At 48.6% G+C, this 24,577-nt stretch carries 29 protein-coding genes, 3 pseudogenes and 1 riboswitch; of the genes and pseudogenes, 14 read left to right on the top strand and 18 right to left on the bottom strand.

From position 1 onward, the window contains the following. Positions 1-9: 9 nt before the first annotated feature. From NLX71_RS14625 to NLX71_RS14615, 3 genes are all read right to left on the bottom strand, one after another. Positions 10-2,061, bottom strand: coding sequence for a methyl-accepting chemotaxis protein (locus tag NLX71_RS14625; protein WP_254364437.1), 2,052 nt, complete (start codon positions 2,059-2,061; stop codon positions 10-12). Positions 2,062-2,150: 89 nt separating this feature from the next. Then, positions 2,151-3,866 carry a gamma-glutamyltransferase gene (ggt, locus tag NLX71_RS14620; RefSeq protein ID WP_254364436.1) on the bottom strand — a complete coding sequence of 572 codons (1,716 nt, stop codon included), beginning with the start codon at positions 3,864-3,866 and terminating at the stop codon, positions 2,151-2,153. 115 nt (positions 3,867-3,981) lie between these two features. Next, positions 3,982-4,077, bottom strand: a riboswitch (cyclic di-GMP riboswitch). A gap of 263 nt (positions 4,078-4,340) precedes the next feature. Continuing rightward, a complete protein-coding gene (locus tag NLX71_RS14615) occupies positions 4,341-5,009 on the bottom strand; it encodes a helix-turn-helix transcriptional regulator (RefSeq protein ID WP_254364435.1) in 669 nt (222 codons plus the stop codon). A 221-nt stretch (positions 5,010-5,230) separates the two neighbouring features. Here NLX71_RS14615 and NLX71_RS14610 point away from each other — a divergent pair. The 3 genes and pseudogenes from NLX71_RS14610 to NLX71_RS27080 all read left to right on the top strand — a co-directional run. Beyond that, positions 5,231-5,613 (top strand): annotated as a pseudogene (locus NLX71_RS14610) (NUDIX hydrolase); the annotation flags it as partial. Between the two features lie 117 nt (positions 5,614-5,730). Beyond that, positions 5,731-6,027: pseudogene (locus NLX71_RS14605) on the top strand (helix-turn-helix domain-containing protein); the annotation flags it as partial. 29 nt (positions 6,028-6,056) lie between these two features. Further along, positions 6,057-6,179 (top strand): zinc ribbon domain-containing protein, encoded by a 123-nt coding sequence (locus NLX71_RS27080; RefSeq protein ID WP_375377928.1) that lies wholly within the window; start codon positions 6,057-6,059, stop codon positions 6,177-6,179. 417 nt (positions 6,180-6,596) lie between these two features. Here the strand turns inward: NLX71_RS27080 and NLX71_RS14600 are convergent, their stop codons facing one another. Continuing rightward, the gene (locus tag NLX71_RS14600; RefSeq protein ID WP_254364433.1) at positions 6,597-7,223 is read right to left on the bottom strand and encodes an HAD family hydrolase; all 627 of its coding nucleotides are present in this window, start codon (positions 7,221-7,223) and stop codon (positions 6,597-6,599) included. 304 nt (positions 7,224-7,527) lie between these two features. Between NLX71_RS14600 and NLX71_RS14595 the strand changes: the two genes are divergently transcribed. Then, positions 7,528-7,821, top strand: a complete 294-nt coding sequence (locus tag NLX71_RS14595; protein WP_254364431.1) for a DUF3817 domain-containing protein — start codon at positions 7,528-7,530, stop codon at positions 7,819-7,821. A 55-nt stretch (positions 7,822-7,876) separates the two neighbouring features. Here the strand turns inward: NLX71_RS14595 and NLX71_RS14590 are convergent, their stop codons facing one another. The 6 genes from NLX71_RS14590 to imm48 all read right to left on the bottom strand — a co-directional run bounded on the left by NLX71_RS14590 (position 7,877) and on the right by imm48 (position 12,308). Further along, positions 7,877-8,482: a DUF2087 domain-containing protein gene (locus NLX71_RS14590; RefSeq protein ID WP_254364430.1), complete on the bottom strand. Its 606-nt coding sequence runs from the start codon at positions 8,480-8,482 to the stop codon at positions 7,877-7,879. A gap of 263 nt (positions 8,483-8,745) precedes the next feature. Continuing rightward, positions 8,746-9,954 (bottom strand): MFS transporter, encoded by a 1,209-nt coding sequence (locus tag NLX71_RS14585; RefSeq protein ID WP_254364428.1) that lies wholly within the window; start codon positions 9,952-9,954, stop codon positions 8,746-8,748. A 65-nt stretch (positions 9,955-10,019) separates the two neighbouring features. Next, positions 10,020-10,619: a TetR/AcrR family transcriptional regulator gene (locus NLX71_RS14580; protein WP_254364426.1), complete on the bottom strand. Its 600-nt coding sequence runs from the start codon at positions 10,617-10,619 to the stop codon at positions 10,020-10,022. Between the two features lie 224 nt (positions 10,620-10,843). Beyond that, positions 10,844-11,260 (bottom strand): e9imm peptide, encoded by a 417-nt coding sequence (locus tag NLX71_RS14575; RefSeq protein WP_254364425.1) that lies wholly within the window; start codon positions 11,258-11,260, stop codon positions 10,844-10,846. Positions 11,261-11,265: 5 nt separating this feature from the next. Continuing rightward, positions 11,266-11,907, bottom strand: a complete 642-nt coding sequence (locus NLX71_RS14570) for a metalloprotease family protein (RefSeq protein WP_254364422.1) — start codon at positions 11,905-11,907, stop codon at positions 11,266-11,268. Positions 11,908-11,921: 14 nt separating this feature from the next. Then, positions 11,922-12,308, bottom strand: coding sequence for an Imm48 family immunity protein (gene imm48, locus NLX71_RS14565; RefSeq protein ID WP_254364421.1), 387 nt, complete (start codon positions 12,306-12,308; stop codon positions 11,922-11,924). Between the two features lie 336 nt (positions 12,309-12,644). Between imm48 and NLX71_RS14560 the strand changes: the two genes are divergently transcribed. The 3 genes from NLX71_RS14560 to NLX71_RS14550 all read left to right on the top strand — a co-directional run bounded on the left by NLX71_RS14560 (position 12,645) and on the right by NLX71_RS14550 (position 14,289). Next, on the top strand, positions 12,645-13,073 hold the full coding sequence (locus NLX71_RS14560; protein ID WP_254364419.1) for a universal stress protein: 429 nt from the start codon (positions 12,645-12,647) through the stop codon (positions 13,071-13,073). A 194-nt stretch (positions 13,074-13,267) separates the two neighbouring features. Beyond that, positions 13,268-14,056: a HEAT repeat domain-containing protein gene (locus NLX71_RS14555; RefSeq protein ID WP_254364418.1), complete on the top strand. Its 789-nt coding sequence runs from the start codon at positions 13,268-13,270 to the stop codon at positions 14,054-14,056. Next, positions 14,053-14,289 carry a DUF6953 family protein gene (locus NLX71_RS14550; protein ID WP_090674874.1) on the top strand — a complete coding sequence of 79 codons (237 nt, stop codon included), beginning with the start codon at positions 14,053-14,055 and terminating at the stop codon, positions 14,287-14,289. Before NLX71_RS14555 ends, NLX71_RS14550 begins: the two co-directional genes overlap by 4 nt. A gap of 66 nt (positions 14,290-14,355) precedes the next feature. On the opposite strand, the pseudogene NLX71_RS14545 reads toward NLX71_RS14550, so the two are convergent. Next, positions 14,356-14,559, bottom strand: a pseudogene (locus tag NLX71_RS14545) (DMT family transporter); the annotation flags it as partial. On the opposite strand from NLX71_RS14545, the gene NLX71_RS14540 reads away from it, so the two are divergent. Beyond that, positions 14,522-15,040, top strand: a complete 519-nt coding sequence (locus tag NLX71_RS14540) for a LysR substrate-binding domain-containing protein (protein ID WP_309248954.1) — start codon at positions 14,522-14,524, stop codon at positions 15,038-15,040. The pseudogene NLX71_RS14545 and the gene NLX71_RS14540 overlap by 38 nt on opposite strands. Positions 15,041-15,057: 17 nt before the next feature. On the opposite strand, the gene NLX71_RS14535 is transcribed toward NLX71_RS14540, so the two are convergent. Both NLX71_RS14535 and NLX71_RS14530 read right to left on the bottom strand, forming a co-directional pair. Continuing rightward, the gene (locus NLX71_RS14535) at positions 15,058-15,873 is read right to left on the bottom strand and encodes a GNAT family N-acetyltransferase (RefSeq protein WP_254364416.1); all 816 of its coding nucleotides are present in this window, start codon (positions 15,871-15,873) and stop codon (positions 15,058-15,060) included. Between the two features lie 115 nt (positions 15,874-15,988). Next, positions 15,989-16,468, bottom strand: coding sequence for a hypothetical protein (locus NLX71_RS14530; protein WP_254364415.1), 480 nt, complete (start codon positions 16,466-16,468; stop codon positions 15,989-15,991). Between the two features lie 122 nt (positions 16,469-16,590). Between NLX71_RS14530 and NLX71_RS14525 the strand changes: the two genes are divergently transcribed. From NLX71_RS14525 to NLX71_RS14510, 4 genes are all read left to right on the top strand, one after another. Beyond that, positions 16,591-17,043 (top strand): macro domain-containing protein, encoded by a 453-nt coding sequence (locus tag NLX71_RS14525; RefSeq protein ID WP_254364413.1) that lies wholly within the window; start codon positions 16,591-16,593, stop codon positions 17,041-17,043. Between the two features lie 54 nt (positions 17,044-17,097). Beyond that, positions 17,098-17,481 (top strand): VOC family protein, encoded by a 384-nt coding sequence (locus NLX71_RS14520; RefSeq protein WP_254364410.1) that lies wholly within the window; start codon positions 17,098-17,100, stop codon positions 17,479-17,481. A 144-nt stretch (positions 17,482-17,625) separates the two neighbouring features. After that, the gene (locus NLX71_RS14515; protein ID WP_254364495.1) at positions 17,626-18,321 is read left to right on the top strand and encodes a peptidase E; all 696 of its coding nucleotides are present in this window, start codon (positions 17,626-17,628) and stop codon (positions 18,319-18,321) included. Between the two features lie 52 nt (positions 18,322-18,373). Beyond that, positions 18,374-18,841, top strand: coding sequence for a hypothetical protein (locus NLX71_RS14510; protein WP_254364407.1), 468 nt, complete (start codon positions 18,374-18,376; stop codon positions 18,839-18,841). Positions 18,842-19,191: 350 nt separating this feature from the next. On the opposite strand, the gene NLX71_RS14505 is transcribed toward NLX71_RS14510, so the two are convergent. From NLX71_RS14505 to NLX71_RS14485, 5 genes are all read right to left on the bottom strand, one after another. Further along, positions 19,192-20,331, bottom strand: coding sequence for a hypothetical protein (locus NLX71_RS14505; protein ID WP_254364405.1), 1,140 nt, complete (start codon positions 20,329-20,331; stop codon positions 19,192-19,194). A gap of 183 nt (positions 20,332-20,514) precedes the next feature. Then, the gene (locus NLX71_RS14500) at positions 20,515-21,390 is read right to left on the bottom strand and encodes an ABC transporter ATP-binding protein (RefSeq protein WP_254364404.1); all 876 of its coding nucleotides are present in this window, start codon (positions 21,388-21,390) and stop codon (positions 20,515-20,517) included. A 1-nt stretch (position 21,391) separates the two neighbouring features. Then, entirely contained in the window at positions 21,392-22,150 is a 759-nt protein-coding gene (locus NLX71_RS14495) for a hypothetical protein (RefSeq protein WP_254364403.1), read from the bottom strand. Further along, a complete protein-coding gene (locus tag NLX71_RS14490; protein ID WP_254364401.1) occupies positions 22,143-22,697 on the bottom strand; it encodes an RNA polymerase sigma factor in 555 nt (184 codons plus the stop codon). The genes NLX71_RS14495 and NLX71_RS14490 overlap by 8 nt, the downstream gene beginning before the upstream one ends. A 118-nt stretch (positions 22,698-22,815) precedes the next feature. Continuing rightward, positions 22,816-23,097, bottom strand: a complete 282-nt coding sequence (locus tag NLX71_RS14485) for a hypothetical protein (RefSeq protein WP_254364400.1) — start codon at positions 23,095-23,097, stop codon at positions 22,816-22,818. A 307-nt stretch (positions 23,098-23,404) separates the two neighbouring features. Between NLX71_RS14485 and NLX71_RS14480 the strand changes: the two genes are divergently transcribed. Together NLX71_RS14480 and NLX71_RS14475 are read left to right on the top strand one after the other, a co-directional pair. Further along, positions 23,405-23,764 carry an RDD family protein gene (locus NLX71_RS14480; RefSeq protein ID WP_254364399.1) on the top strand — a complete coding sequence of 120 codons (360 nt, stop codon included), beginning with the start codon at positions 23,405-23,407 and terminating at the stop codon, positions 23,762-23,764. Between the two features lie 211 nt (positions 23,765-23,975). After that, the gene (locus NLX71_RS14475; RefSeq protein WP_254364398.1) at positions 23,976-24,401 is read left to right on the top strand and encodes a DUF2262 domain-containing protein; all 426 of its coding nucleotides are present in this window, start codon (positions 23,976-23,978) and stop codon (positions 24,399-24,401) included. The last annotated feature ends 176 nt before the right edge of the window (positions 24,402-24,577 follow it).

Here is a 24,577-nt window from a genome sequence, read left to right as displayed (position 1 = left end):
GCTATGATGTTATAGCTTGAATTCTTTGACGATGCCCTGCAAATCCTCGGCCATTTTGGCCAGGGATTCGGAAGAGGAGGTAACTTCTTCAATGGAAGCCAATTGCTCCTGCGTGGAAGCTGAGATATTCTGGGTTCCGTCTGCCGACTGTCGGGCCACCTCGGAAATTTGGCTTACCATTTCAACCGCTTCTCCGGTGCTTTCCTGCATTTGCTTCGCATATTCCGTTACGTTTTGAATTTGCAGGGTCACTTGGTTGATGGACTGGCGGATCAGGCCGAACGATTTTCCTGCTTCGTTGACCACTTCGATGCCAAGGCTCACTTCTTTCGTTCCTTGCCCCATGGAGGCAACGGCGTTCTGAGTCTCGTTTTGGATCGTCGAGATCAGCTCCCCGATCTGCGCTGCCGATTGGGAGGATTGCTCGGCTAACTGCCGGATTTCGTTCGCCACCACTGCAAAGCCGCGTCCGTGCTCTCCGGCGCGCGCCGCCTCAATAGCGGCGTTCAACGCCAGCAAATTGGTCTGTGCAGCGATTCCGGAGATGACTTTGGCGATATTTTCGATTTCGGTCGATCTGGCGCCCAAGCTTGAAATATTGGCCGCAATTTCGTTGACCGTCGTATTGATCGATTGCATCTGCTTGGTGACGGTTTGAATGGCCTGATTTCCTTCCGTGGCCGCCTGAAGCGTGTGCTGGGAAGAATCCGTGACCTGCTGGGCATTCGCCGCTACCTGCTGAACGCCGTTCGCCACTTCCGTGATGGCGTTGACGCTGGCTTCGACGCCCTGCATCTGCCGTTCCGTTCCATCGGCCATCTGCTCAATGGTTAAGGCAATCAGCTGCGTAGCCTTGCTTGTTTCTCCGGCATTCACCGACAGTTGCTCCGCCGAAGCGGCGACCTCTTCGGCTGTCAGCGTAACCTGGGAAACAAAGGTGTGCAGACTTTGTACCATAGTGTTGACGGACTGGGCCAACTGCCCAACTTCATCCTGCGTGCGGATGGGCAAAGGCTCGACCTTTAAATTCCCGCTGGCGACCTGCTCGGTAACAGCCGCCATCTCTGTAATTGGTCTCGCAATTTGTTTGGCCAAGACATAAGCTACAACAATGACCAGTGCGACCACAATCAGCAGGATGATAAAGACGTTCTGCTCGATCCTCGTGGCTTCCGCCGTGATGGTCTTCACCGGCAAATGAAGATACAAGCCGTACCCCGTCTGAGCGATCGGGGAATAGGTGACCATATAGGTTTTTCCGCCGTCGGTGTAAGTGGTCGAGCCGGTTTGCTTGTTTCCGACTTTCAGGATATCGGCCAGCAGTGGCGAGATGCCGGACTCGGCCGTGCTTTTTCCGATGAGCTCCTTCACCGGGTGCAACTGAATAATCCCGGTGGAGTCCACGACGATCGGATAGCCTTCGCCGTCATTAATCATCAGCGGCTTCACGTATTTGTCCATAAACCCTTCGAAGTTGACAAGTCCGGTAAGCACCCCAATGACCGCACTATTGTTTGCGTCCTTTACCGGCGTTGCGACGATGATGGAGCGTTTGCCGGTCGTTTTGGCCAACAGTACCTCGGTGTAGGTCGAATTTCCTTGCAGTCCGTTTTTGAAAAACGGTCTTTCCCCCAAATTGACCCCGACGCTGGCCTCGTTCGTATCGGCCGTCACGATGCCGTTAGCCGAAATAAATGTGTTGCCGTCGAAGACTTTGGTGCTTTCCGTAAAATTTTTAAGAAACTTGTTCTTCGCCGCCGCATCGTTCGACCGGATATCGGTGGTGGAAGCCAATATTTTCATTTCGGTCATACGCTGGGATATGTATTGGTCGATCAGCGTCGCGGTGCTGACCACCAGCTTTTCGTACGATTCGGATTGCTTCTTGATCAATTCCGCGGAACTCGTCTTGGAAATATAATAGGAAATCGATAGGACGGGCACAAGCGATACGATCAAAAACCAGGCGATCATTTTATTTTTCAGCTTTTTGTGCAACCATCCGAACAGCCAGCCGAATGATCCGGCTTTTATCTGCGATTTGGAACGTTCCTCCATCATCTCATCCTCACTATCTCGTTAATTTTAGGTAGGCTCGCTGCAAAGAAAAAACGGACTGCTGAGCGTAGAGTCGGCAGTCCGTTAGGGGGTTAGTATCCGAGTGCCGCCCCTTCACCGCGCGGGTCGGCTCCGCCAAATTTCACGTTTGTTTCCGGATCAATCAGAATGGCTCCCGATTGCCCGACCGCATCAGTATAATCGTCTATCTTTTTGACAGGATGACCGCGACGGATCAGCTCATCCTGAACGCTTTTTGAAATGCGTCCTTCCAGCTTCAAGTCGTTGGAGGAAGATCCCCAGTTGCGTCCGTGCAGCCAGCGAGGCGCTTCGATCGCATCTTGTACGGGCATACCGAAATCGACAATGCGGGTGACAAGAGCGGCTTGCGTCTGCGGCTGTCCTTCTCCGCCTTGGGTACCGTAAATCAAGTATGGCTTGTCGTTTTTGAACAGCATCGCCGGGTTGATCGTATGGAACGAGCGTTTTTTCGGCTCCAGGTGGTTAACTTCCTTCGGGTCCAAGGAGAAGTAGCTGCCCCGGTTCTGAAGCAGAACGCCGGTGTCCTTCGCGACGATTCCCGCACCGTAATCGAAGTAATGGCTTTGAATCAACGATACGGCGTTGCCTTCTTTATCGATGAAGCCCATCCAGGTCGTATCGCCCTTCGGGTCCATCGGCACGACATCGGCTGCGGCCTTGGTCATATCGATCCGCTTGGCCATATCTTTGCCGTGCTTAGGGGAGAGCAGGTCATCCACCGGAATGTTGACAAATTTCGGATCGGTCAGCCACTTGTTGCGGTCCGCGAACGCTTGCTTCGTCGCTTCTACGATCAGGTGGTAGTAGTCCGGCGTCCCTTCGCCCAAGCTTTTCACATCGAAGTTGTTCAAAATATTCAGGATCGAAAGGGAAGCCATGCCTTGCGAGTTCGGCGGAACGTTATATGCCTTGTACCCGCGGTAGTCCGTCGAAATCGGTTTTTGCCACTCGGCTTTGTAGCTTGAAAAGTCGTTCAGTGTCAGCAGTCCGCCGTTTGCTTGCACGTCCTTGACGATTTTATCGGCGACATCGCCTTTATAGAAGCCGTCCGCGCCTTTTCTGGCAATGGCCTTTAACGTTTTGGCCAAATCCGGCTGCTTCATCAGCTCGCCTGCTTTGTACGGCTGTCCGTCGGGCTTCAAGTAGGTTTTGGCCCAGCCTTCGAAGCGCTGCAAATGCTTCAGCTCGTTATCTTTCGTATCCAGATTGATGTTGGTCCAAAGCGCCTGGTTCGGCGAAACGGGGTATCCTTCTTCCGCATATTTGATCGCCGGTTTGAGCAAAGAACGCCATGACTTGCTGGTGCCAATCTCTTCGTCGGCGTAATTGTACGCTTCCCACCAGCCGGAAACCGTTCCCGGTATCGTGTTAGCCGACAGGTAGCCTCTGGAAGGAATTTTGCTGTAGCCCAGGTTTTTATAGTAATCAATGGTCGCTTTTTCGCCGGAAGGACCGCTTGCATTTAACGCTTTTAACTCTTTCTTTTTGGCGTTGTAGATCAGCCAGAAGCTGTCTCCGCCGATGCTCGTGTAATGCGGATAAACAACAGCCAGCGTAGCCGCTGCGGTGATGGCTGCGTCTACGGCGTTGCCGCCTTCTTCCAGCACCTTCAAGGCTGCTGCCGAGGCCAGATAATGTTGAGTCGTGACCATTCCGCTAGGCGCCATGGTCGTCGGACGGTTGGCAGCGCCGGCGCTCGAAACGGTAGAGAGGCATAATGCCGCTACGGTTCCTAAAATAGCCATCTTTTTCTTGCTTGCTCGCATTCGTTTTCCTCCTCTTCGTTGTCTAGCAGATTTTGTTGGCCTGTCAAAAAAAAGAACGGAAAAACAAAAAAAAGGAGACAGTTTGGCACCGTCACCTTCGTTCTTATCCTTGATGACAGGTAGCTGGCTGGCATAGCCGCTATAGGAATAGCAGCCTTAGCCCCTCTAGTTTTGCGTCCTATTCTTTCGAAATAGTTTGCCTTTTTCATGTTAAAAGGATTTGCGTGGAAAATTCAGCCTATGGCCTTGTAGGAAATATACACCATTTTTCCTAGTCAGGCAATTGTTTTTTTTGTAAAATCCTTCACGATCAGACATATAGTTTGGAAAATCGACATAATTGTCGAAAATAGTCGAACAAATCCCGAAAACGACAACAAGCGAAGCACGCGGTGATCCAAACCGCCCACTAGAGCTTCACTCTATCGTAGGGCGCTGCGCCCACAGGAACAGAACGCTTCTATGTCTATGGACTTACAAAAACTTTTGCGCCGCGCTGCGTTCCTGATTTACCCGGATTTCATCCAGATAGTTGTAAAGGGTAAATTTGGAAATATCCAAAAATTGACACACCTTGTCGCCGGCTTTTTTCACCAGAAACGCGCCCCGGGCATCCAAAAACTGCACCGCCTTCATCTTATCCTCTTTGCCCATATGGGACACGGGCTTACCGATCGACTTCTGGCATTCCTGCAGCAAATAATCGACAAGATCGTTTACGTCGTTCACGAACACTTCCTTGACCTCCTGATCGAGGCTGTGCATGGTGAGCGACCGGATCGTATTTTCCGCCACGAGCAAATCCGAAATATCGAAGTTGATACACAAAGCGCCGATCGTCTCGCCCTTGCCGTTCTTAATGTACGTGGTCGACGAGCGCAAAATTTTGCCGTCCTTCGTCTGCGTGATATAGTTGTACCGGTCTCCGTCGGTAACCGTGCCGCGCAGCACTTCGAGTCCGAGGTTGCTGCCGCAATCGCCGACCTTTCTTCCGGTAATGTGGCCGTTCTCGATGGCGACGATCGTGCTTTCGTACCCCTGTGTCAAATCGTGCAGCACGACCTCGCATTTATCCCCGAACTGCGCAGCAATGCAGCGAAGCAGGGGAAGAAGGAAGCTGATCTCCTCTTTAACCGATTCCAATCCGTCTCACTTCTTTCCTTCAGTGTGCAAACTCCATGAATTTCAAAAAAATAGTTTGAGCACCAAAAAAGTTTTCTGTCTCTTTAGTATCTTCGCAATCGGAAATCTTGTCAACCGAATTCGGGCGGTCGGCGAATGTCTGGAAATAATTGTAGGCAGGACTTCGGAAAGGTATAATGAGGGGGAACGATCCTTTCACAGCGTACGAAGGAGGCGGTCTTATGAATCACCGATGGCTGGAATGGGCCAAGCAGATGCAAGCAATCGCGCAGACCGGATTGGCGTACACGAAGGATGTCTACGACCGGGAGCGGTTCGAGGACTTGCGGCAGATGAGCGTCGACATCCTGGCTCATTACACGGAGACGGGCTCCGAGAAAATCAAGCTGACGTTCGCCAGCGATACTGGCTATGCCACGCCGAAGGTGGACATTCGCGGCGTCGTGTTCCGGGAGGATGGGCGGATATTGGCTTGTCGCCGTCGGAGGTTGCGGTCAAGGAAATCAAGGAGGAATCTGGCTTCGACGTAGCGCCCGTCCGGCTGCTTGCGGTGCTGGACAAGAAATTTCAAGGGCATCCGCCGGAGCCGTATCATATTTATCGTTAAGGCTGGGGAAGACTCCCTCTTCGATAAGGGGGAGATGAATCAGCATCTCTTGTATATACATGCGAACATATGTGCTATAATTGTCATGAAATCACCAAAGGAGATAAGTCTCGCATGTTGCATCATAAAGCTTTTCGCTTTCGCATCTACCCTACAGAGGAGCAAACGACGCTGATCCATCAGATGTTTGGATGCGCTCGCTTTGTCTTTAACCACTTCCTTGCGAGATGGAACTACACCTTCCAAGAAACAGGCAGAGGCTTGTCTTACCAGACCTGTGCAAACGGGCTGCCAGCGTTGAAAAAGGTATGGCCTTGGCTCAAGGATGTGGACAGCATTGCTTTGCAATCCGCCGTTCGCAGCCTGGCAGATGCGTTTGATCGCTTCTTTCGAAAGCAAAACAATCCGCCTTTTGGCAGCGACGTTTGTCTCGCCCCGAAGTGAAAAATCTAAACTTGCGAGCGTGGACGTGTTCAGGATGCGGGACGCACCATGACCGTGACCACAATGCCAGCATGAACATCTTGCAAGAAGGACTGCGTTTGTTGGCGAAGATGGGCTGAACTGCGGGAACCGCAGGGATCGCTTGCTCAAGAAGAGAAGGATGCTTCTCTGTTCGCAAGAATCCCCAACCTCAGCGCCATTAGCTCAGGTGGTGGGAGTGTTCAAAAGCTGTTTATCCAATGCGACATTACCGGAGGAAGCGCCCAGAGCGGGATTGAAACGTCAGCCGTTGGTTTTTTCGGCGAAGACGAGCTGCCTGTCTTATCGGTAGCGCGCAACACCGAGGCGCAGCTGCGGACGATGTTCGAGTTTCAGCGAGATCCGGACAAAAAGGTCATTTTGGATTGAAGAGGGGCGGGAGCCTCTCTTTTCTAGTTCAAGCACCCGAGGGCGGGAAGCAGCTTCTCGTAGAACGTTAGGACAACCCGCCCAGCCAGACCCGGAAGCCGCGGATTTCTCGGCGGCGGCGGAAGGGATCACGGAAGCGCGGCTTCCAGGATCGTCAGAAGATCCTTCGGATGCTGCAGACGGTAATTGGCCTCAATTCTGGCATCGTACGCTCCCCACAGCGCCAGTCCGGAGGCGACGCCCGCTCCGGCCGCGCACTGCATATCGTAGATGCTGTCTCCGATGTATATCGTGTCCTTCGGCTCTGCCTCAAGCCGCTTCAAGGCGGTCAGGATCGGCTCGGGATGCGGCTTATGCCGGGCCGTATCGTCGGCGCAGACGACGACATCGAAGTAAGGATGCAGATCGAACCGGGCAAAATCTTTGATATATTCACTGCGGGTCTTGGAGGTGACGATGCCGGTCTTCAGCCCGAGCTCTTTGACCCGTCGCAGCATCGGCTCGATGCCTTCGAATACGCGAATTTGGTAGTCATGCCGTTCCATCAGCTGGTTCCAGCGTTCCGAAGCTTCCTCAATATCTTGAATCCCGAAGCGGGGGAGCGAGCGGACGCTCGGTATCCCGAGCACAAAAGCAAGGTCCTCAGGCTCATAAGGGATGTTTCTCTCCCGCAGCAGGTCCGATAGCGAACCAAGAATCGCCTGCTCCGTATCGAGCAGCGTGCCATCTACATCGAATAATAGACAAGGATACATGGGAATCCATCCTTTCTTCATGAATAATGCAATATAACTTAATTATACTGAAAATAACTTGAGTTAACAAGTTATTTTCAATGAATATAAGTGATTATGCATGATTTGAATAATGAATTTTGCGGATATTGCAACAAGCATGCGGTTTCCAATAAACCGGCCACAGGCAGGTGTTTGAAAAAAGTCACAATTGCCCGACGCTTGGCGGATTCCGGCAGTTTATAATATATGATGAATCTTTTGGCTCGTCCAAAGCAGGCCGAAAGATAGCGGTTACATATTACTTAATTTTGGAGGTCACGCCATGTTGAATCATCCCATCGGCCGCTTGCGCATCATCGCTTTTATTGAAGGGATGTCCTATCTCGTTCTGTTGGCCATCGCCATGCCGCTCAAATATTTCCTGGACATGCCGCAAGCCGTCAAAATTGTCGGATCGATCCACGGCCTGTTGTTCGTGCTGTACGTGCTGGCTGTCATTCACGTCACCTTCGCTCACCGCTGGTCCGTGCTGAAAGTGCTGTTTGCCATGCTTGCCGCCTTCATTCCGTTCGGCAATTTCGTGCTGGATTCTCGCCTGCTGAAAAACAACCGCTAGGCGACCCGGAAAAGGCAGCCGCATGGAGATGGAATTTCTTCTTCAAGTTCCTCTGCTAGGTTAGCTTGTCCCACTTGGTCCACATTTCGTGCGGGTTCAGCTCGTACCCTTCGTTGTCCCGGAACATGAATTGATGCATAATAAACTCCCTGCGGATCGTCGCGAAGTCTTCGTGATACTGTCTGATGAAGTCGTTGATTTCTTGTTCCGTGTACTTTCTTCCTTGCTCGAGCCTGGAGACAATATGCTCCAGGACGATCAGCTTCTTCTTCAACTGGGCAGGCGCGTGCTTTAATCTCCCTTCGGAGGTGAAGAAGTTTTTCAGAACGGATTGTTGAAGACGTTCGGCTTTGTCATCGGGCATGGAAGGCCCTCCTGTCTCGTTGGAATGGGAGTAGATCAGCTCTACCGAAGCGGCGGCGTTCGCCTTGATGAAATGGTGATTCAGCGAAAAGTAGATGGTATTCTTCACCCGGCGCTCATAAAGCAAGCCGGCTTCTCGCAACTTGGCGGCATGGTGGGTAATGGTGGCAGGGGTTACGCCTAATTTGTCGGCAAGTACCTGTCCATTCAGTTCCCCGTCCGCCAGCAGGATAAGGATGCGGATTCTTGTCGGGTCGGCGAGCGCTTTATGATAGTTGACGATCTTATCCAGCTGCATGGGTTGATGATCACCATCCATTTTAATATTCATCTAATTTAAGAATTGTCTAATTAAATAATATTCGAATTAGTTTCTGCTGTCAATGAAATCCAGCGGGGGAGCTAAGGTGTATCTGGTGGAAGCGAACCGCAACCAGTTCATTTGAGGGTATGGCCGTCTTCCCAAGGAGGAATTCAGGAGGGGAAGCCCGGAAATGGAAACAGCGACAGCCATGGACAAGAAAATAAGTCCTGGACTGTCGCTATTAACCGTTCTTCTCATCAGGAGGCAACATTGGTATCCTGCAAGTTGTTCTTTTTACCTTTTACCGCTAAAACGAAACAAATAAACAATATTATGCACGCCAGTATATACGGATAGTTAACATCCAAATCGAATAAAAAACCAGCTGCTATAGGACCTACAACATTGCCGAGACTGGTAAAGGCAGAGTTTAAGCCGGCAACATAGCCTTGCTGATCCTTAGCCACCATTGACATTTGCGTGCTGATGGCCGGTCGTAAAATATCGATTGCCAGAAATATAATGAAGGTAATGGCAAAAATCATCCAGAATGTGTGAACAAAAAGTATCAGTAGGATAAACAAACTAGCAAAGAAGAGGCAGAGCGTTATGACACGTTGGTCCCCGAAACGCTTCAATATCCAACTGAAGGCTGTAGCCTGAACCACAGCGCCAGCTATCGACCCGAACGTAATGATAAAGGCGATATCTTTAGGTCCAAACCCAAATTTATGATCCACAAACAGCCCAAAGACCGTTTCAAAATTAGCAAGCCCAAACGACATGACAAAAACGACGATCAAGCTTAAAAAATAGGGCTCTCTATAGGTGTACCTCAATTGCGAGAGAAGACCGCTTCGTTTTATCGTGCTGGATGGAGTATCTGCTATATTTTCTTTTGAAGGGAGCGATTCCGGAAGAATAAATAATGTAATGCATGCAGCGATGATCGCTGCAACCCCCGCGACGTAAAAGGGCATGCGGATACCGAATTCAGCAATATAACCGCCAATGCCTGGTCCGATAATAAAGCCTGTTGTAATGGCTGCGTTAATGTAACCCATCCCCGCCGCTCGTTCTTCTTTTGTCGTGATATCTGCCGCGTAAGCCATAACGGCCGGCATAATCATAGCAGCACTAATGCCGCCGAGCATCCTGGAAACAAACAGCAGGACAGTTGAACTTGCTATCCCATACAGTATTTCAGAGAAGGCGAACACGATCAAGCCGAGGACAATCATCCTTTTTCTACCGAAGGAATCGGCCAACCGGCCGGCAAACGGCGAACAAAGAAGCTGCGTCAGTGAAAAAGCTGCAACCAACAGGCCGACAATCCCCCCGGTTATGCCCAAACTCTCCATGAACTTAGGCATAATGGGGATGATAAGGCCGATTCCCGAGAAGACCAGAAGTAGATTGAACATGAGAATCAGTAAGGCTCCTCGATTTTTTAACAATAATTTCATTCTTATTCCTCCATACATGTTGAAAAATACTTAATATTTATTCAGGATCATGGCCAAAAAAAGGGCTAGCGGGCTGGCTTGGCAATGCCATAAAGAAACACATCCATAGCCAATCGATAAGCCGTCAGGGCTTCCTCTCTTTCCATTCTCCGGCTATGTTGATTCAATCCAAGCAACAGACTTTCCAGAATAATGGCGAGTCCGGTAACATTGGTGATTTCGAATTCATTGTTATCGATCCCTCTCTGCAGCAACTGCCGATTAAAGTCAAGATAACCTTTGACCAATTCATTAATTTGCTTCTCCACATCTGGAGCTTTCTCTGAGTTGTTGAAAAATTCATCCGAGGCTTTGGTTAGCGGATGATTTAGTTGATCGAGCGCCAGATGTTCGGCCATGCCATATAATTTATCGATCGTGGTGGGGTATAGCATTTCTTTGGCTAGCCATGTCTTATCCCATTCCGCGTTCAACTCTTCAAGTAAATATAAAAAAAGCCCTTCCTTGTTCTTGAAATGATAATAAACGTTACCGGCGCTGCATCCGGCCGCTTTCACGATATCTTCTATGGATGTTGCTTTATAGCCTTTTTGGGCAAATAAAGCTCTGGCGGCATCGGCGATCTTCTTCTTCGTTTGCTTGGTTTGCTGTTTCTTTTTATTCACGTCTACTTCACCCCTTTTCTGGATGCCAGATTTTTTTAACACTGAACTTTTATTCAGTATTATAGAGGGTGAAAGAGGTCTCGTCAAACCACTCGGGGGCTCGTACAGCGGTTCTCCGTCGGCTTTGATTATAAGTAAGTTTGCCGCAAAACCGCTTGGGAAGGCCGTGTATGAACTATTTTGCAGACCGCACTCAAACAATAATGGCCAAACCGGAGAGGACACTACAGGAGGATCGGTTTATAGGCCAGCGCCTTGTCTACAATCTCCTCGGCCGACAAATCTTCGTCGCTCCAAAAAATATAATCGCTAATGCTCGGGTCCGCGACCGAACTTGTAATCATATCCAGCCAAATGTCCATTTCCCACTCTTCTCCCGAGCACTGCATCACTTGTTCCACGAGCCCGATCAGCTCTTCTCTGCTCAAGTCGCCGGGCAGGACGGGCCGATGATGGAACAGTCTTTTGGCGACAAATTCGGCGCTTTGGTCGGTATGCCTCAGCAGCCCTTCGACATCCGGATAGGTGACATTGGCCTTGAGCAGCTTCAGCTTTTCTTTGTAAGGCTTCCCGGAATCGCGGGCATCCTGTATTTCCCTCACCCACTCGAAGATTTTCTCGTAAGACAAGGTTTGTTCCATTTCGTTCACGTCCTAAGCGATTTAGATTGAGAAGATGTTTGCCTTGCAGTCGATTTCCAATATGTCTTCGTTCCGTTGCATACAATAACAGCTTTGGAAGGGACTTGAATCCAGATCAGAATCCAATTCAAAATATCCAAAGAAGACGACAACGAGTTTAAGACGATCAACAAAAGGATGAAAGGGGAGAGTGCCCCCAATAGGCCCAGCAGGGCCGGAAGTATGATCGATATGACAATAAAGGGCAAAAGCGTAATGACGATATATCTCGTTTTGGATACTTGTTCTTCCGTATATACATATCCCCCGAACAAGGTAATGCCGACATATGTGCTCTTCGACGCGATAAAGTTCGGGATCAAGATGAAGTGCAGCAGCTCGTGGACCAAGAGCAGCGATACAATTCCCAATATGCTCTTCAAGTCGATCGTGATCGATATCGATTCAGGCAAATAGTTTCGGAGAGGGCCAGCCGAAAACATACTTACGATACCGGCGGTCACGATGAGATTGATGATCATGAAAGGAACGGACAGGATTAGAGCGCGTATAGGAGATTTGGGCTCCTTCAGCAAGGCCCAGCCGTTGCGGATGAACTCCGCGTGCATTTGTTTGTCGGTTTCCGAAAATCGGTTCCGTATCTTCATGGATTTCACTCATTTCACTCGCTAAACGAAGTTAAAATATCAAGCAGATTTTGACGCAAATCTTCCATTTCTTCATTCACGTACTCGTAGTGCCCGTTGATGCCCCGATGAATGATGGCGTTCATCGTCGGATGATGGTCCCGGTCCGTCGCTTGAATCAGATCCTGGGCGAAAGCGGCGGCTTGATGCTCGCTGTATTGAAATGCGCGCATCAGCATCGCGATGGTCAACGCATGAGTCTGCGGCTGATCCAGATCGTCCCGGATCGCAACCGCCATCACGGCGCCGAAGCTGAAAGCAGCGATCAACTGCCGTTCGAGCTCGGTCGTTTCGGTAAAAGGAATCTCGATCAGATCAAACAGTCTGTCCGCGAATTCCGTAATTTCATTGAGTTGTTTCATGGAGTGACATCCTTTCCTGCCGGCAAATTTTCAGGGTGGGTCGGCGATAACGTTCCATCTTCGGGTATATACGTGATAAGACGAGAAAAGGAAGCAAAGACGGCATGAAGATTCGTGCCGGACCTTGTATCTTCTTCGCGATGGTCGAATCGGGCGGCTTCCATTCCGGCCACCTCGCATTATTCCAGTTTACGAAATTGGCGAGGCTTATGCCAGACTAGCCCGTATTTTTGTTCGTAGGGGCCATTTCCGGCAGATTGTGATTTAGATCATATCCTTGGCCCCGTATAGACGTTACCATAAAAGTGTAAACGATCCAAGGGGAGGTTTCCAATCATGCCATTCCAAAAAGTGCTGGTTGCTTTTGACGGTTCCGAGCTGTCCGTTAAGGCTCTTCAGAAAGCGGTCGCTATTATTCAGGAAGATTCGGCGGAATTAATCGTCATTCATGTATATCAGACCCCGGTCTTCCCTTATGGCGGTGCCTTCGTCTCCGTTCCGGCCAATCTTGATCCGGAGTACGAGGAGCTGGCCCGCTCCGTACTGAAAGAAGCGGAAGGCTTGACTACCGGCGTATCCCAGGCGAAACACGTGGTGCTGCAAGGCCCGCCGGCCGTTACGATTCTGGAGTATGCGGAAGAAAACGGCGTCGATCTTATTGTGATGGGAAGCCGGGGACTAAGCGGTCTTCGCGAGTTTGTCCTTGGCAGCGTCAGCCACAATGTCGTTCAGCATTCGAAAGTCCCGGTGCTCGTGATTAAGTAACGGCAGCGGGGAAGAAGCACCTTAACGGGTGCTTTTTCTATTGCTGGCGGCGGGTCGTGTTATTTGAGAGGCGCAATATGATATAATTTGGGAATCGGACCGTGCGGAGGAGAATGAACATGAATGTGACACAGGATGAAGTGCTGTCCTTGCTGTCCGCCGTGCTCGGAAATAAATAAAGTGAAAGGAAACCTATGCCCGTATTTGTACATTTGACGCCGGAGCAATCGATCGCGAATATTGTTCGAAACGGCATCAAGCCGAGCGAGGTCCATGTGGCCGATGTTGGAGACGGCGTCTTCTGCATGCCGTTAATTCACGATTTTTATGCGTCGCATCAATGGCTCAGGGAGCTGAGGCGGTTTAACAAAAAGAAGTTGACCGCCGTTTATTTCAAGCTGCGCGACGACGAGACTGTCTTGTTCGGCGAGTATTACCAGAAGCACCGGCGGGGAAGCGCCGGGCAGGCCGTCAAGGCTTTTTGGGATCGGAAAGACCGGATGGGATTTCAGGTGATCGTGCCGAGAAAAATCCTTAAGAACGAAATATTAGGAACCAAAAAGCTGTCCCAGACGATCGGCTGGCGCTTTTACCCGAAGGCGAAAGGAACCAAGAGGTGCCTCTGTCCCGGGTGCCTGCGCGGCGGTGAAATGAACGACAACAAGTTCATTTTGAAAAGGTACGAGGAACTGCTGTCCGCACTAAGACAAGCTGAGGAAAAAGGAATCCCGTCGATTCTGAGATCGATCTGGGTGCTGAAGATCGATCACGACCGCCGGATCAAGGACTTTCGGCCGCTGCTGTTCCTGAAGGATTCGTCCAATCCGGACATCCTGATCGAGTTCGTTGCGGTGATCTCCAGGTTCCGAGGCCCCGAAATTGATGAGATTTTGCAGAAGCTGATGGAGCATCCTAACCCTCAAGTGCAAGCATCGAGCGCAGAGGAGTGGCTTCGAATCAAAGGAAGGGGGGACTACGAATGAGCTTTACCGCCGATGAGGTTGCCGAGTGGATGCTGAATGAAGTGAAGTCCGCGGGCATTCTGTATCAAAGCGATGCCGTGCGGCATATCTCCGCTCATTTTGGCGAAGCGTTTATTTATGTCAACGAGAACGGGAACGCGTCCATCGATAAGGAAGTGAAGAAGGCGTTCAAGAAGCTGCACAAGGGAAGGGTAGCTTGGGACCGGGACGCTTTCTTTTGGGGCTGGACGTAGGAGGAGCACATGCCGGAAACCCCGAAAGGAGGGCAGCTTTCGCTAAGGGAAGCAGCCCTCTTTTTTCTATGAAATCAGTTTAAGTCCGATGGCTGACGCGAGGATCAGGCCGATGAACAAGATCTGCCTCCATTCCTTCGGCTCGCCGAAGGCGAACATCCCGAGCAGCGAGCTTCCTACGGTGCCGATGCCGGTCCATACGGCGTAGGCGGTGCCCATCGAGATGTGATTCATGGCCAGCGACAATAACGTGAAGCTTGTTCCGAACGTGGTGAGAGCGGTGCGGGAGACGGAGTATCCGAGCGGCCCGCTGGCGATCGGGGTGGTGGAAACCGTAAATTGCCGTAATTTAATGAATGTTCTGGCGGATTTTCAAGCCCGGTATCCCGGCGTCTCTCTCTCGATCACGACCGGGGAGACGTACCCGGATCTGGCCCATACGAAATGGGCCGTTTCGCCGAAGGGTTGTCCGTTCCGGGCGGTTCTGGAAGCGTGGCTTCGCAGCGAAGGAATTCCTTTGGCCAACATGCTGGAAGTGAGCTCTCTGAAAACGCTTCTGAGCTGCGTACGTTCCGGACTCGCCGCTACGCTGCTGCCCCAATCCGTACTATCCGGGGAGTTCGAGTTGGGCAGCTACCCGGTTCCGGAAGCGTTCCGCTACACGACTACAAGCTTTGTCCGCCGTAACGATGGATTTTCGAGCAAAGCTTGTGCCGCTTTTGTGGAGATGGTGAAGGTTAGCGGGCTGTAACAGCCATTCCTCTGCTTTTATTCAAACATGTGCCGGTTTTCATAAACCGTTACTTCGCAGACCGGCTCAAAGCCCGATCGCTTATAAATATTAATGCCGTCCGGCGAAGCTTGGAGTACGCACCATCCGGTGCGGTGCTTCCGGGCTTCCACAAGCAGGAAGTTAAACATGGCGGACCCGAAGCCTCTTCCGCGGCATTCCTGCCTCGTGGCAATGTCGTAGATGCCGACGCTATCGGGAGCGAAAATCAGACAGCCCGTAGAAACGACGTCATCCTGAACCGACCCGATATACAGCTTCATGGCGGAATGGTTCAGTAGAAGGGAGGCGGGCATCCTCTTATAATATAACCGAACGTTAGCGGCTTCCGCCGATTCGCCGAATAAAGAAGCCAGCATGTCCCCGTATTGTTCGATTTCCCGAGCAGACGTTACTTCCTTCAGCCTCAGCTCCGCCGGGCAAGACGTATCCGGCCGCAAAGCATCCAAGTCGGCATACATGGCGACATTCGTCTCCGCTTCGTTCAGCCCCAGGCTTCTTAACGTTTCAAACGTACAGCTATTGTGATCCTCCCATGACCACAGCGCGATAGGGTATTGCTTCTTGTTGAAATATTCAACGGTTTCTTCGATCAGACCGGTGTCCGACGGTTTCACCTGCTCCTTAAGCCACACCGAGTTGTTGAACGTATCGGACGGCAGCCCGCTATCCACGCGAATAAAATCCGCCGTTTCGCGGACATTCATCTCACCGGAATCCTTCGCCAAGCAGGTGGATTTGGTTATAAAATTCGCCCGAACGAGATGGGCCATCCGTTTAAGATCTGTTGTCATTGGAATTCCTCCCTTGTTAAGCATTTGTCGGGGGCCGTGAGAGCCATCATGATTGTACCATTTTTTGCATACAGGTTCACGGTACTCGGTTTGTTGCCATAAGCAGATGGTTTGGCTACTTTTCGGGTGCGAACATGACCAGCGGTCCGGTCATCAAATCTCCCAGGGCGCTGCCGTCGTTTAATGCATTGTTAATGGCATTAAATTCCGAGCTTTGGAATAGGATGGTTTGAATTTTCTTGTTGTCGATTTCCCCGCTGAGCTTGTCCGCTACTACGCTTTGAATGACCTTATAGACCAGGTTGTTGGAGAGTAAGGTTTGCTGCTGCGTGTCGTCAGGGAAAACCATGATCATGTCGTTCGTATATTGAACCTCTTTGACGATCATCCGGCAATAGGCCGAGGGGATTAAGCAGTACAGCTCCCAAGCCAAATGCTCGTCCTTGGTGTATTGAGCGATTTTTTCGATGATTTCCTCGTGGCTTTCCGAATCGGCATGTTCCATGATCTCGATCGCGTGTCGGATGGATTGGATAAGGTCGTTCTCTTGCGCCTGCGACTGCTGGTTCTTTTTAAACAAATCGAAAAATCCCACGGTAGTTCCTCCACTTCAAAAAAAGTTGTGTTAGTATTATATCGTCCAGATGGAGATTATTGTTAACGTTGGAATGTAGTCGATGAGGCTGCAAAGTATTCTAACCGAAGGAGAGGGTTGGCGTGGCAGTAACAATCATTGCAGGAGATTTGCTGGAGGCTAAGGAAGACATCATTGGTCACCAAGTCAATTGCCAAGCCGTGATGGGCTCGGGAGTAGCCAAATTGTTAAAAACGAAATATCCGAACCTGTATACGTCCTACCTGGATTATTGTAAAGACAAGACGCCGGAGGAGCTTCTCGGAACCCTTCAGCTTGTAGCTGTGCAAAGGAAGTTCGTCGCGAACCTATTCAGTCAATTGACCTATGGCCGATCAACGAAAGTGTATACGGATTATGCCGCGCTAAAAGAGGCCCTGCTCTCGTTAAAAAATTATGCGAAAGAGAACGGTTTAACGGTGGCGCTTCCCTATGGGATCGGCTGCGGGTTAGCCAACGGATCTTGGGAGATTGTGGGGAACACGTTGGAAGAAACGTTCGACGATTATGAAGTGACGCTTTATCAAATTCAATAAGCATTCGAGGGGAGAAGAGAAACCTCGGAAAATTAGGGTGGTGAATAAATCGGTATGATTGAATTAGAACGACTGCATCATGTAACCGTTGCTACAAGAAACTTGGAGGAAGCGAAGTGTTTTTATTCTGAGGTTCTTCAATTCAAGGAGCTCGCTCGCCCTCCATTTAAGTCAACAGGGGTATGGTACGATTTGGGGGAACAGCAGCTTCATGTCGTAGAGAATCCCCATAGCGAAACGCTTCGGGCAAACGGAATAAATTCGTTAGAAGGTCACTTTTCGATTTGGGTGAAGAGCTACAGCAAAACGCTGCAATGGCTGGAGGAGGCAGGCATCGAGTACGAGGCCGAGCCCGACAGCGCGGCAGGTTTTTCACAGATTTATATATTGGACAGAGATAATAATGTCATAGAATTTGCCGCTTCGTATAATTCGTAGCTGATGCCCGGCCACTTCAGTCGGGCTTTTTTTCGACCGCTCCTTCCACGCAACAAACTCCCCCGGATAATCCGAAAGAGTTTGTTACATCGATTGAAATTAAAGAATACTGTTTTGAAGATGCGGAAGAGGATGGTGTTTATGGTGCGGTTAGTTTTAATTGGCGGGGGATTCGTAAACAACTCTAATAATTTTCAAATCAATAAAAGAATTGTTGAAATAGACGGCAAAACCTCTCCAAAGGTGTTATTCATACCCACAGCGATGAATGACGATGAGAACTATATAATCGAATTTGTGGAAACTTATGAAAGTCGACTGGGATGTCGGGTTGAAGTCCTACGTTGCATAAATCATAATCCAAGTGATGATGAAATTAAATATAGAATTAACTCTGCTGATCTTATTTACCTTGGCGGAGGAAATTATATCAAGATGATAGAACAGTGGATGAAATACAAAATAGACACTCTTTTGTTGGAAGCTCTAAAAAACGAAACATTAATTGCGGGTATTAGTGCAGGAGCTATATGTTGGTTTAAGAGCGGGCTCCGTACGAACTATGGAGGAGAAGGTTATTTAGAGAGCTCTGGGTGGGGGAGGGTGAAGCATATTTTTTGCCCCCATTACAACCAACCAAAAAGGGCAGAGGCTTTTCACTCACTCATTCAAAATAGAAGTGATAACGAGATAGGTATTGGTTTAGAAGACGATTGTGCATTATACTTAACCGGAGAAGCTTGTGAAGTGATCGGAGAGCCTTCCAAGGCTTGGGAATTTGAAAGTATAGACGGAACATTATTAAAGCGAAACCTTACTGTCGCATTGTCTAAGTTATAGGCTACTTTCGAAATCCGGGATGAATTACATAGAGAGTTCGGGGAAAATACTTATGACAGTATCAGAAACAATAAAAAGGAAATTAGAGGATGAAAAGGATAGAATATTATCATCTTTTTCTGTTACTAAACAAGATGAAGGATTTATTGTTGATTTTATTGCTGACTGTGATGAAAATAGTGCAGAGAGTGTTTTAGAAACATCAAAAAATATATTACGATTAATTATTGAGAATAGCCTTACAATATGGCCTAGCTTAGATGAATGGAGTTCCATTTTACCGAAAGAATTTGTAAAATCTTTTGCTGACTCCACTGATAGTGACGACTGGACACTTAGTGATTGGCTCTATTGGTTCGAACCAGAGAATAGGACTTGGTTTTTATGGAATATAGAGTTAATAGGAAATAAATCTTTAAAAATCAGTATATTGGTGTATGAGCATCCTTTTCCATGGGAAGCATTGGAGGTTTTATTTGTAAAACTTGGAACAGGTGAAGTAAAAGAGATTGATACTTAATTATTTTATCAGGCCTGTTGATTAGCCGCTAAATGGTAGAAAAAAGATCGCCTTTTCTGTAGAATCGTTTGTACCACCAACCGATTCGAGAAAGAGGCGATCTCATGAAAAATTGTATTACGATTCCATCCATTCTTCAATCCTTTCTGAGTCCTAAGAAGTCAAATCAATTGTGCAAATGATAGGTTATGAAGACAAAGCCCGTAAGTTTACGGTATACGACTTGTTACAATATTGGTGCACGGCTGCTCATCAACAATGATAGGTCCGAGTCGCCACAGATCTAATGCAGGTCACTGCTGAGCAAATCGTGCAGATGTACAAACGACCGAACCCTTTTGTCTAAGTTGTTAGGACATAAGGATATCCCGCTTCTTCTCCCTCTTCCACATCAGCATTATGAATATTACAGCGACAACAGCCATCACGCTGTATGAGGTCGGTACGACCCATTGCGGCATCCACAGGCTGATGATGTTAGTCAGCAAGTAAGATAACCCGTACATCATCATTCCGAAAACGAACATTTGAATGCCGATTAAGGAAATATAATTCGGCATGATGCTTGAGAATGCCATTGCAAGCAGGGCGAAAACAAAGCCCAAAAGATAGATCGCTATAACGGTCAGCGCAATGTATTGCAAAAACGTAGGATCGTACCAAGCGAATTCGCCAATCATCGCATGGACCGGCACCTTGAAAAACATCGAGGTATGATTTCGCGCGTAGAGTACGAAATAGACGGTCAGCAGGACGGTTATCACGACGAAGGTCGAGATCAGTCCCGCCGCCGCTTTCGTCTTGTACAGCTCCCGGCCCTTTTTCGCCGCATATTGCAATTCAAGTATTTTTCCTGCGCGATCCTTGATAAAAACCGGAGATACAACCAGCACGACGCTTATCAGAATCGCAATCGCAACCGGGATGATAAAGTCTTTGAAGTTCGCCATCACCACTTCCGAATACACCTGATAATGTCCGCCCTTTATGGACTGTTCCAAGTGCGCCTGTTGCTTCGCGTCCGTGTGGTTTTTATAGGCATCGAACACCGCTTCCTTACGATCGTGGAAACCAATGAGCCTTTTTCGCTCCTGAAGTTCCCAAAACGTATCTACTTTTTCCTCGATCATCACTTTGCTACGAAGCGCTGCCTGCTTCTCGTTATTCCTGTCTATGTTAAGGAAATCCTCGTAAGACCGAATGCCCGCCTCCGCAAACTCTTTTCTCGACTGCAAATAACGGTCTGCTTCCTGCACCTGTGCTTGGTACGTCTTTTTAAAGTCGGCCAATTCCGCTTCGTCCATGTCCGCTCCGTACTTCATAACCATGTCCACACTAATACGATACGAATCAAGGCCCGGCCTTCCGTTCGGAAAATAAGTGATATGAAACTTAATCACAAGAAAGAATAGAACGATATTCACAACGAAAAGCAGAAGGAGGATTTTCCAGCTCCATATTTTCTTGATTTCATTCCATAATATCCGCATCACGCTGCTCCTTAGTAAATGTCTTGTTTTTTAAACCGTTTTAACGTAAAAACACACAAGGCGCCTGTTATTATCGTCCAGCTGCCGACCGTGAACCATTCGTAGCTTTTTCCCGGCAAAAAACCACGTTTTATGCTGAAGGCTTTTTTGTACTCATGGATACAGATTCGCACCGCCGCATCCTCATCCTTCCGCTTCGATTTCGTCGCGATATTCATACAGGAAGACGTCTTCCAGATGAGGCGTAACCGGCTGCCACGAATTCTCCGCTTCACCGGGATGGACAAAGCGCACGTACATGATGCCTTTATCCTGTTTTTCGGACAGGACGACAACATGGCTGCGGAATGATTCCATTTGCTCGTAAGGGATAGACGCCTCGTATATCTGTCCGTCGAGAGTATGGCAGATGCTGTTAACCGTATCTTTATACAAAACGCGCTGGTTTTTGATCATGATAATTTCATTAGCGATCGATTCGATATCCGAAACGATATGCGTGGAAATAATGATGAGCCGGTTCCGGGCAAGCTCTGTGAGCAACTGCCGGAATCGGGCGCGTTCCTTCGGGTCCAGACCGGCCGTCGGCTCATCGAGAATAAGAATTTGCGGATCGTTCAAAAGCGACTGGGCAATGCCGACACGCTGAATCATGCCGGCGGAAAATTTCTTCATTTTTTTCCCGGCCACCTCGCTTAACGCGACTTTGTCCAATAGCTCCGTGATGATTTCGGCGGCTTCTTTTTTGCCGATGCCTTTCAACGCCGCCAAGTACGATAAATATTGCTTAGGCGAGTAGTTTTTGTAAAAGCCGAATTGCTGCGGCAAATAGCCAAGCCGCTCGCGGTAAGCTTCCCCCATATCGGAAATATTTTTGCCGTCGCATAAAATTTCCCCTTGGCTTGGCGCGATCAAGGTGACCATCATTTTGATCAATGTCGTTTTTCCGGCTCCGTTCGGAGCAAGCAGCCCATAGATCCCATTTGAAAATTCCAAATTGATATCGGTTAAAGCAGCGAAATCCCCATAGTATTTGCTCACATTTTTGACGACGATCATGTTAAAAGCTCCTTTCCGCAGGTTTATAATAGATCAGCTTATTCAGATGCTTAAGGTAACCATACAAGGTGCCCAGCAGGACGACGCCATATACATAAGTCGGCAGATGGAGGAGCATGTCGATGTACAGGCGGCTGCCTGTATACCGTAATGCCAGATTTCCCGCCATCCATCCCGCAACCAGCAGCGCGGCGACAACGGCGGAGCGCCGTTTGATCATGGCGTACAGGAAGAGGATAGAGTAAGCGAACAGAGCTGTGACGGAAATCATGAACGCCCGGATAAATTGAATGTCTTCGTAGGTCATGACGATGAGGAAGATCATGACGGCATTAACCAGAATCGAGACGACGCTGAACGCCAGCATCCGAAAAGCGATCACTTGGTATACATTATATTTGCAGGCCATCTCAACTTCGTAGGTAGCGTTTCTAATTTTATTGACATACGTGTACACCGATAGAACGAGAAATAAAACCGGTGAAGTTGTAAAGACCAAGGAGTACATCTCGTGCGCTTGCGACTGGCCTGGCTGGGGTCCCCAAAACACGAGGCTAATCAGGGCAATGCCCGCTAATAGAAGGAAGGTCAGTTCCGCGCGGTCGGAGAATAACGGTCCGAGGCCAACTTGCCGGTACATGGCTTTCAAGTGGGACAGGAACGAATCCTTGTGCTCAGCGGCGGCAGAAACGATCTGCTTAATTTCGGATTCAATCGTCCGATCGTCGGGCATAGGGATGAAAAATTTCTGTTTATCCATGACGGTCCCCCTCCATTTGTTTTCTTATCCATTTCAATGCCGCATAATATCTCGTTTTCACCGTAGACAGCGGAACCTGTTCGCTTTCTGCGATTTCTTGCAATGTATACTCGCCGAATAGCTTCAGCCGTAAGATTTGTTGAGAAGCGGCATCCAACCGATTGACAAGCGAAACGATTTGTTCGAACTCTTCTTTATATTCAAGCGACACGGCCGGATCATGCCCATCTTCAAGCTCATAATCCTCAAGGGATTCGACGATTTGCATGTAACGGTAACTTTTCGACCTGTAATAATCGACCAGCCGATGGGAGGCCAGCTTATAGATCCAAGTCCGGAACGACGCTTTGCCGCTGTCGTAGCTTTTAATCGACTTGAGCATGCTAATAAAAATTTCCTGTGCGAGATCAAGCGACAGCTCCGCATCGAGCGTCTGCTTATAAATAAAGGCGTACATTTCTTTGTAGTATTTCGAAACGAGTCGATTCGCCGCCGGGTCCTTGCCGTTTCTTTTTAGCTTTGTAATCCAGTGCTGCTCGCTGTCCATAGTTCACCTCATGTTCCCCCACGTTCATTGCGGCTTATAGGTATATTCGTAATAAGTCTGCAAATAGTTTGCAAGCAAAGAAAAAAGAGGGGCCGCCGCCTCCTCTCGCAGTATTACCTTATTCCATGACAAGCTTAACGACGCTATTGTAGAAGTTTTCCGTCAAGAAATATCCCAGCTCGCTCAGCAAGACACCCTCCGTTGGAGAGTACAAATGATTGAAAGATTCGAAGCTCTCTTTATTCCCGATCTCATAAACCATGCACTTTTCCCAGGCGCGATCCATAGACGGGAATGTTTCGCATGGGATAACCAGCACTTCGCTCTTTCCTTCCTCCTCAGCGGAAGTCATCAGAATGTAAAAGCAGTTATTTTTCTTGAGGTAAGTTAGGTCCTGCACGGCATTGGCCCCCCGTTGTATGTTGATTATTGAAGTCCCGAAACACTAGGATGTGGTATAATTTTACTATGTGTCAGATCTGTAATAAAGGAGTCTGTAGGTGAAAATGGAGGCCGAGATTCTGAAGGGGGGAGTTGAAATGTGGGCATAAGCAAAAAGAATAGAAGAAAAATTATTGGGACGATTTTTCCGCCACACCATTGTTGGTAGGGAAAAAATCGATTGGTGCTGTTCGGAAAAACAGGAGATTGTATTGGTCGACTGGAAGGGATAGTTAATTACGGGTGTTTGATGAGGAGGAAGATTGTTGATCAACATAGATTCGTTAGCGGAGAATGCTTCCAACGGATCGCCTCCGGCTCCAAGACCATGGGTCCGGTTCTGGGCAAGAAGCTTCGATTTTTATACATTTAGCATCACTGTCGGTATCCTATGGGCTCTTATTGATATTGAAAGTCTGGATAATGTAAACAATACATTGCTATCGATCCTGTTAACCTTTAGTTGGTTGTTTGTAGAAGGAGCCTGCTTAGCCATCTTTGGGACGACGTTGGGGAAATGGCTGTTGAAGATTACTATTTTGAATCATCAAGGACAGAAATTATCACCGGCCCAAGCGTTTCAACGCAGTAGACTGGTTTGGTGGAGAGGGACGGGCTCGGTATAGGAATAGCCCAATTAATAGCATATATTCTTGGCCATTCTCGACTAGTAAGAGAAGGAATGACAACGTGGGATCGGGATATGGGCAATACGATCGTCCACGGCAAAGTTAGCTGGTGGAGAGGCCTGTTTGTCGTAACCGCTATTGTATCGACGTTTGCTTTTAGTGTATATGGTTATTTCCTTTAAAATAATAGAACAGGAGAAGAGATAATATGACTAATGTGGAGATCCATGATGAGTTCTGGGGAAATATTATTAAAGACCGGGATATAGATTTTTATTCATGCTGGAAGCTTTTGAAGGGGAAAGAAATCGAAATTGCGTTCGATCCGGTTGAAGACGATCTGCACGAAATCATAGATCATGCAAAAGAATTTTTTTCTCGAATAGAAGAGAACGATATGATGTTTAGAGAGTATGCCGCCGGCGAAGTGCTAAGTAATTATCGTGAATACATAGTAAAAGGGGCAGCTATTACGAAAGAAGAGATAGTGAATCGAATGCAGATCGAGTCTTTGGTTGTCGATTCAGAAGGCTTCACCTTGAGCTATGAAGACGATGGCATTTGCGGCGATCATATCATTATGGTATTTGTAGATGAGCATGGGGAACCTTGCGGTGTAAATATAGCGGGATAAACCACGAATGACGAATGACGAGAGATGATCCATAGTGAGCCCGAAAGATAGCCCCTTTTCTCAAGGAAAGGGGCTCAATCAATGGAAATACCCGATTACATCTTAGCCGAGAAAGCCCTTGCCTTTAGGCATGGGATGAATCGGCTTAGGACAAGGGCTGTCTTTAGACAGCTTAA

The sequence above is a fragment of the Paenibacillus sp. MZ04-78.2 genome, from assembly GCF_024213375.1.
Lineage (GTDB): Bacteria > Bacillota > Bacilli > Paenibacillales > NBRC-103111 > Paenibacillus_G.
The sequence above is the reverse complement of the archived record's forward strand: the minus strand, read 5'-3'. Positions and strand labels throughout refer to the sequence as shown.

Coding starts and splice junctions, on each gene's coding strand:
- NLX71_RS14575 (WP_254364425.1), bottom strand. CDS start 11,260: ATGGAACAAACCTTGTCTTACGAGAAAATCTTCGAGTGGGTGAGGGAA.
- NLX71_RS14490 (WP_254364401.1), bottom strand. CDS start 22,697: ATGGACAGCGAGCAGCACTGGATTACAAAGCTAAAAAGAAACGGCAAG.
- NLX71_RS14600 (WP_254364433.1), bottom strand. CDS start 7,223: ATGTATCCTTGTCTATTATTCGATGTAGATGGCACGCTGCTCGATACG.
- NLX71_RS14555 (WP_254364418.1), top strand. CDS start 13,268: ATGCCCGTATTTGTACATTTGACGCCGGAGCAATCGATCGCGAATATT.
- NLX71_RS14625 (WP_254364437.1), bottom strand. CDS start 2,061: ATGATGGAGGAACGTTCCAAATCGCAGATAAAAGCCGGATCATTCGGC.
- NLX71_RS14550 (WP_090674874.1), top strand. CDS start 14,053: ATGAGCTTTACCGCCGATGAGGTTGCCGAGTGGATGCTGAATGAAGTG.
- NLX71_RS14510 (WP_254364407.1), top strand. CDS start 18,374: ATGACAGTATCAGAAACAATAAAAAGGAAATTAGAGGATGAAAAGGAT.
- NLX71_RS14520 (WP_254364410.1), top strand. CDS start 17,098: ATGATTGAATTAGAACGACTGCATCATGTAACCGTTGCTACAAGAAAC.
- NLX71_RS14500 (WP_254364404.1), bottom strand. CDS start 21,390: ATGATCGTCGTCAAAAATGTGAGCAAATACTATGGGGATTTCGCTGCT.
- NLX71_RS14475 (WP_254364398.1), top strand. CDS start 23,976: ATGACTAATGTGGAGATCCATGATGAGTTCTGGGGAAATATTATTAAA.
- NLX71_RS14560 (WP_254364419.1), top strand. CDS start 12,645: ATGCCATTCCAAAAAGTGCTGGTTGCTTTTGACGGTTCCGAGCTGTCC.
- NLX71_RS14535 (WP_254364416.1), bottom strand. CDS start 15,873: ATGACAACAGATCTTAAACGGATGGCCCATCTCGTTCGGGCGAATTTT.
- NLX71_RS14540 (WP_309248954.1), top strand. CDS start 14,522: ATGGCCAGCGACAATAACGTGAAGCTTGTTCCGAACGTGGTGAGAGCG.
- imm48 (WP_254364421.1), bottom strand. CDS start 12,308: ATGAAACAACTCAATGAAATTACGGAATTCGCGGACAGACTGTTTGAT.
- NLX71_RS14505 (WP_254364405.1), bottom strand. CDS start 20,331: ATGCGGATATTATGGAATGAAATCAAGAAAATATGGAGCTGGAAAATC.
- NLX71_RS14570 (WP_254364422.1), bottom strand. CDS start 11,907: ATGAAGATACGGAACCGATTTTCGGAAACCGACAAACAAATGCACGCG.
- NLX71_RS14590 (WP_254364430.1), bottom strand. CDS start 8,482: ATGCAGCTGGATAAGATCGTCAACTATCATAAAGCGCTCGCCGACCCG.
- ggt (WP_254364436.1), bottom strand. CDS start 3,866: ATGCGAGCAAGCAAGAAAAAGATGGCTATTTTAGGAACCGTAGCGGCA.
- NLX71_RS14595 (WP_254364431.1), top strand. CDS start 7,528: ATGTTGAATCATCCCATCGGCCGCTTGCGCATCATCGCTTTTATTGAA.
- NLX71_RS14585 (WP_254364428.1), bottom strand. CDS start 9,954: ATGAAATTATTGTTAAAAAATCGAGGAGCCTTACTGATTCTCATGTTC.
- NLX71_RS14495 (WP_254364403.1), bottom strand. CDS start 22,150: ATGGATAAACAGAAATTTTTCATCCCTATGCCCGACGATCGGACGATT.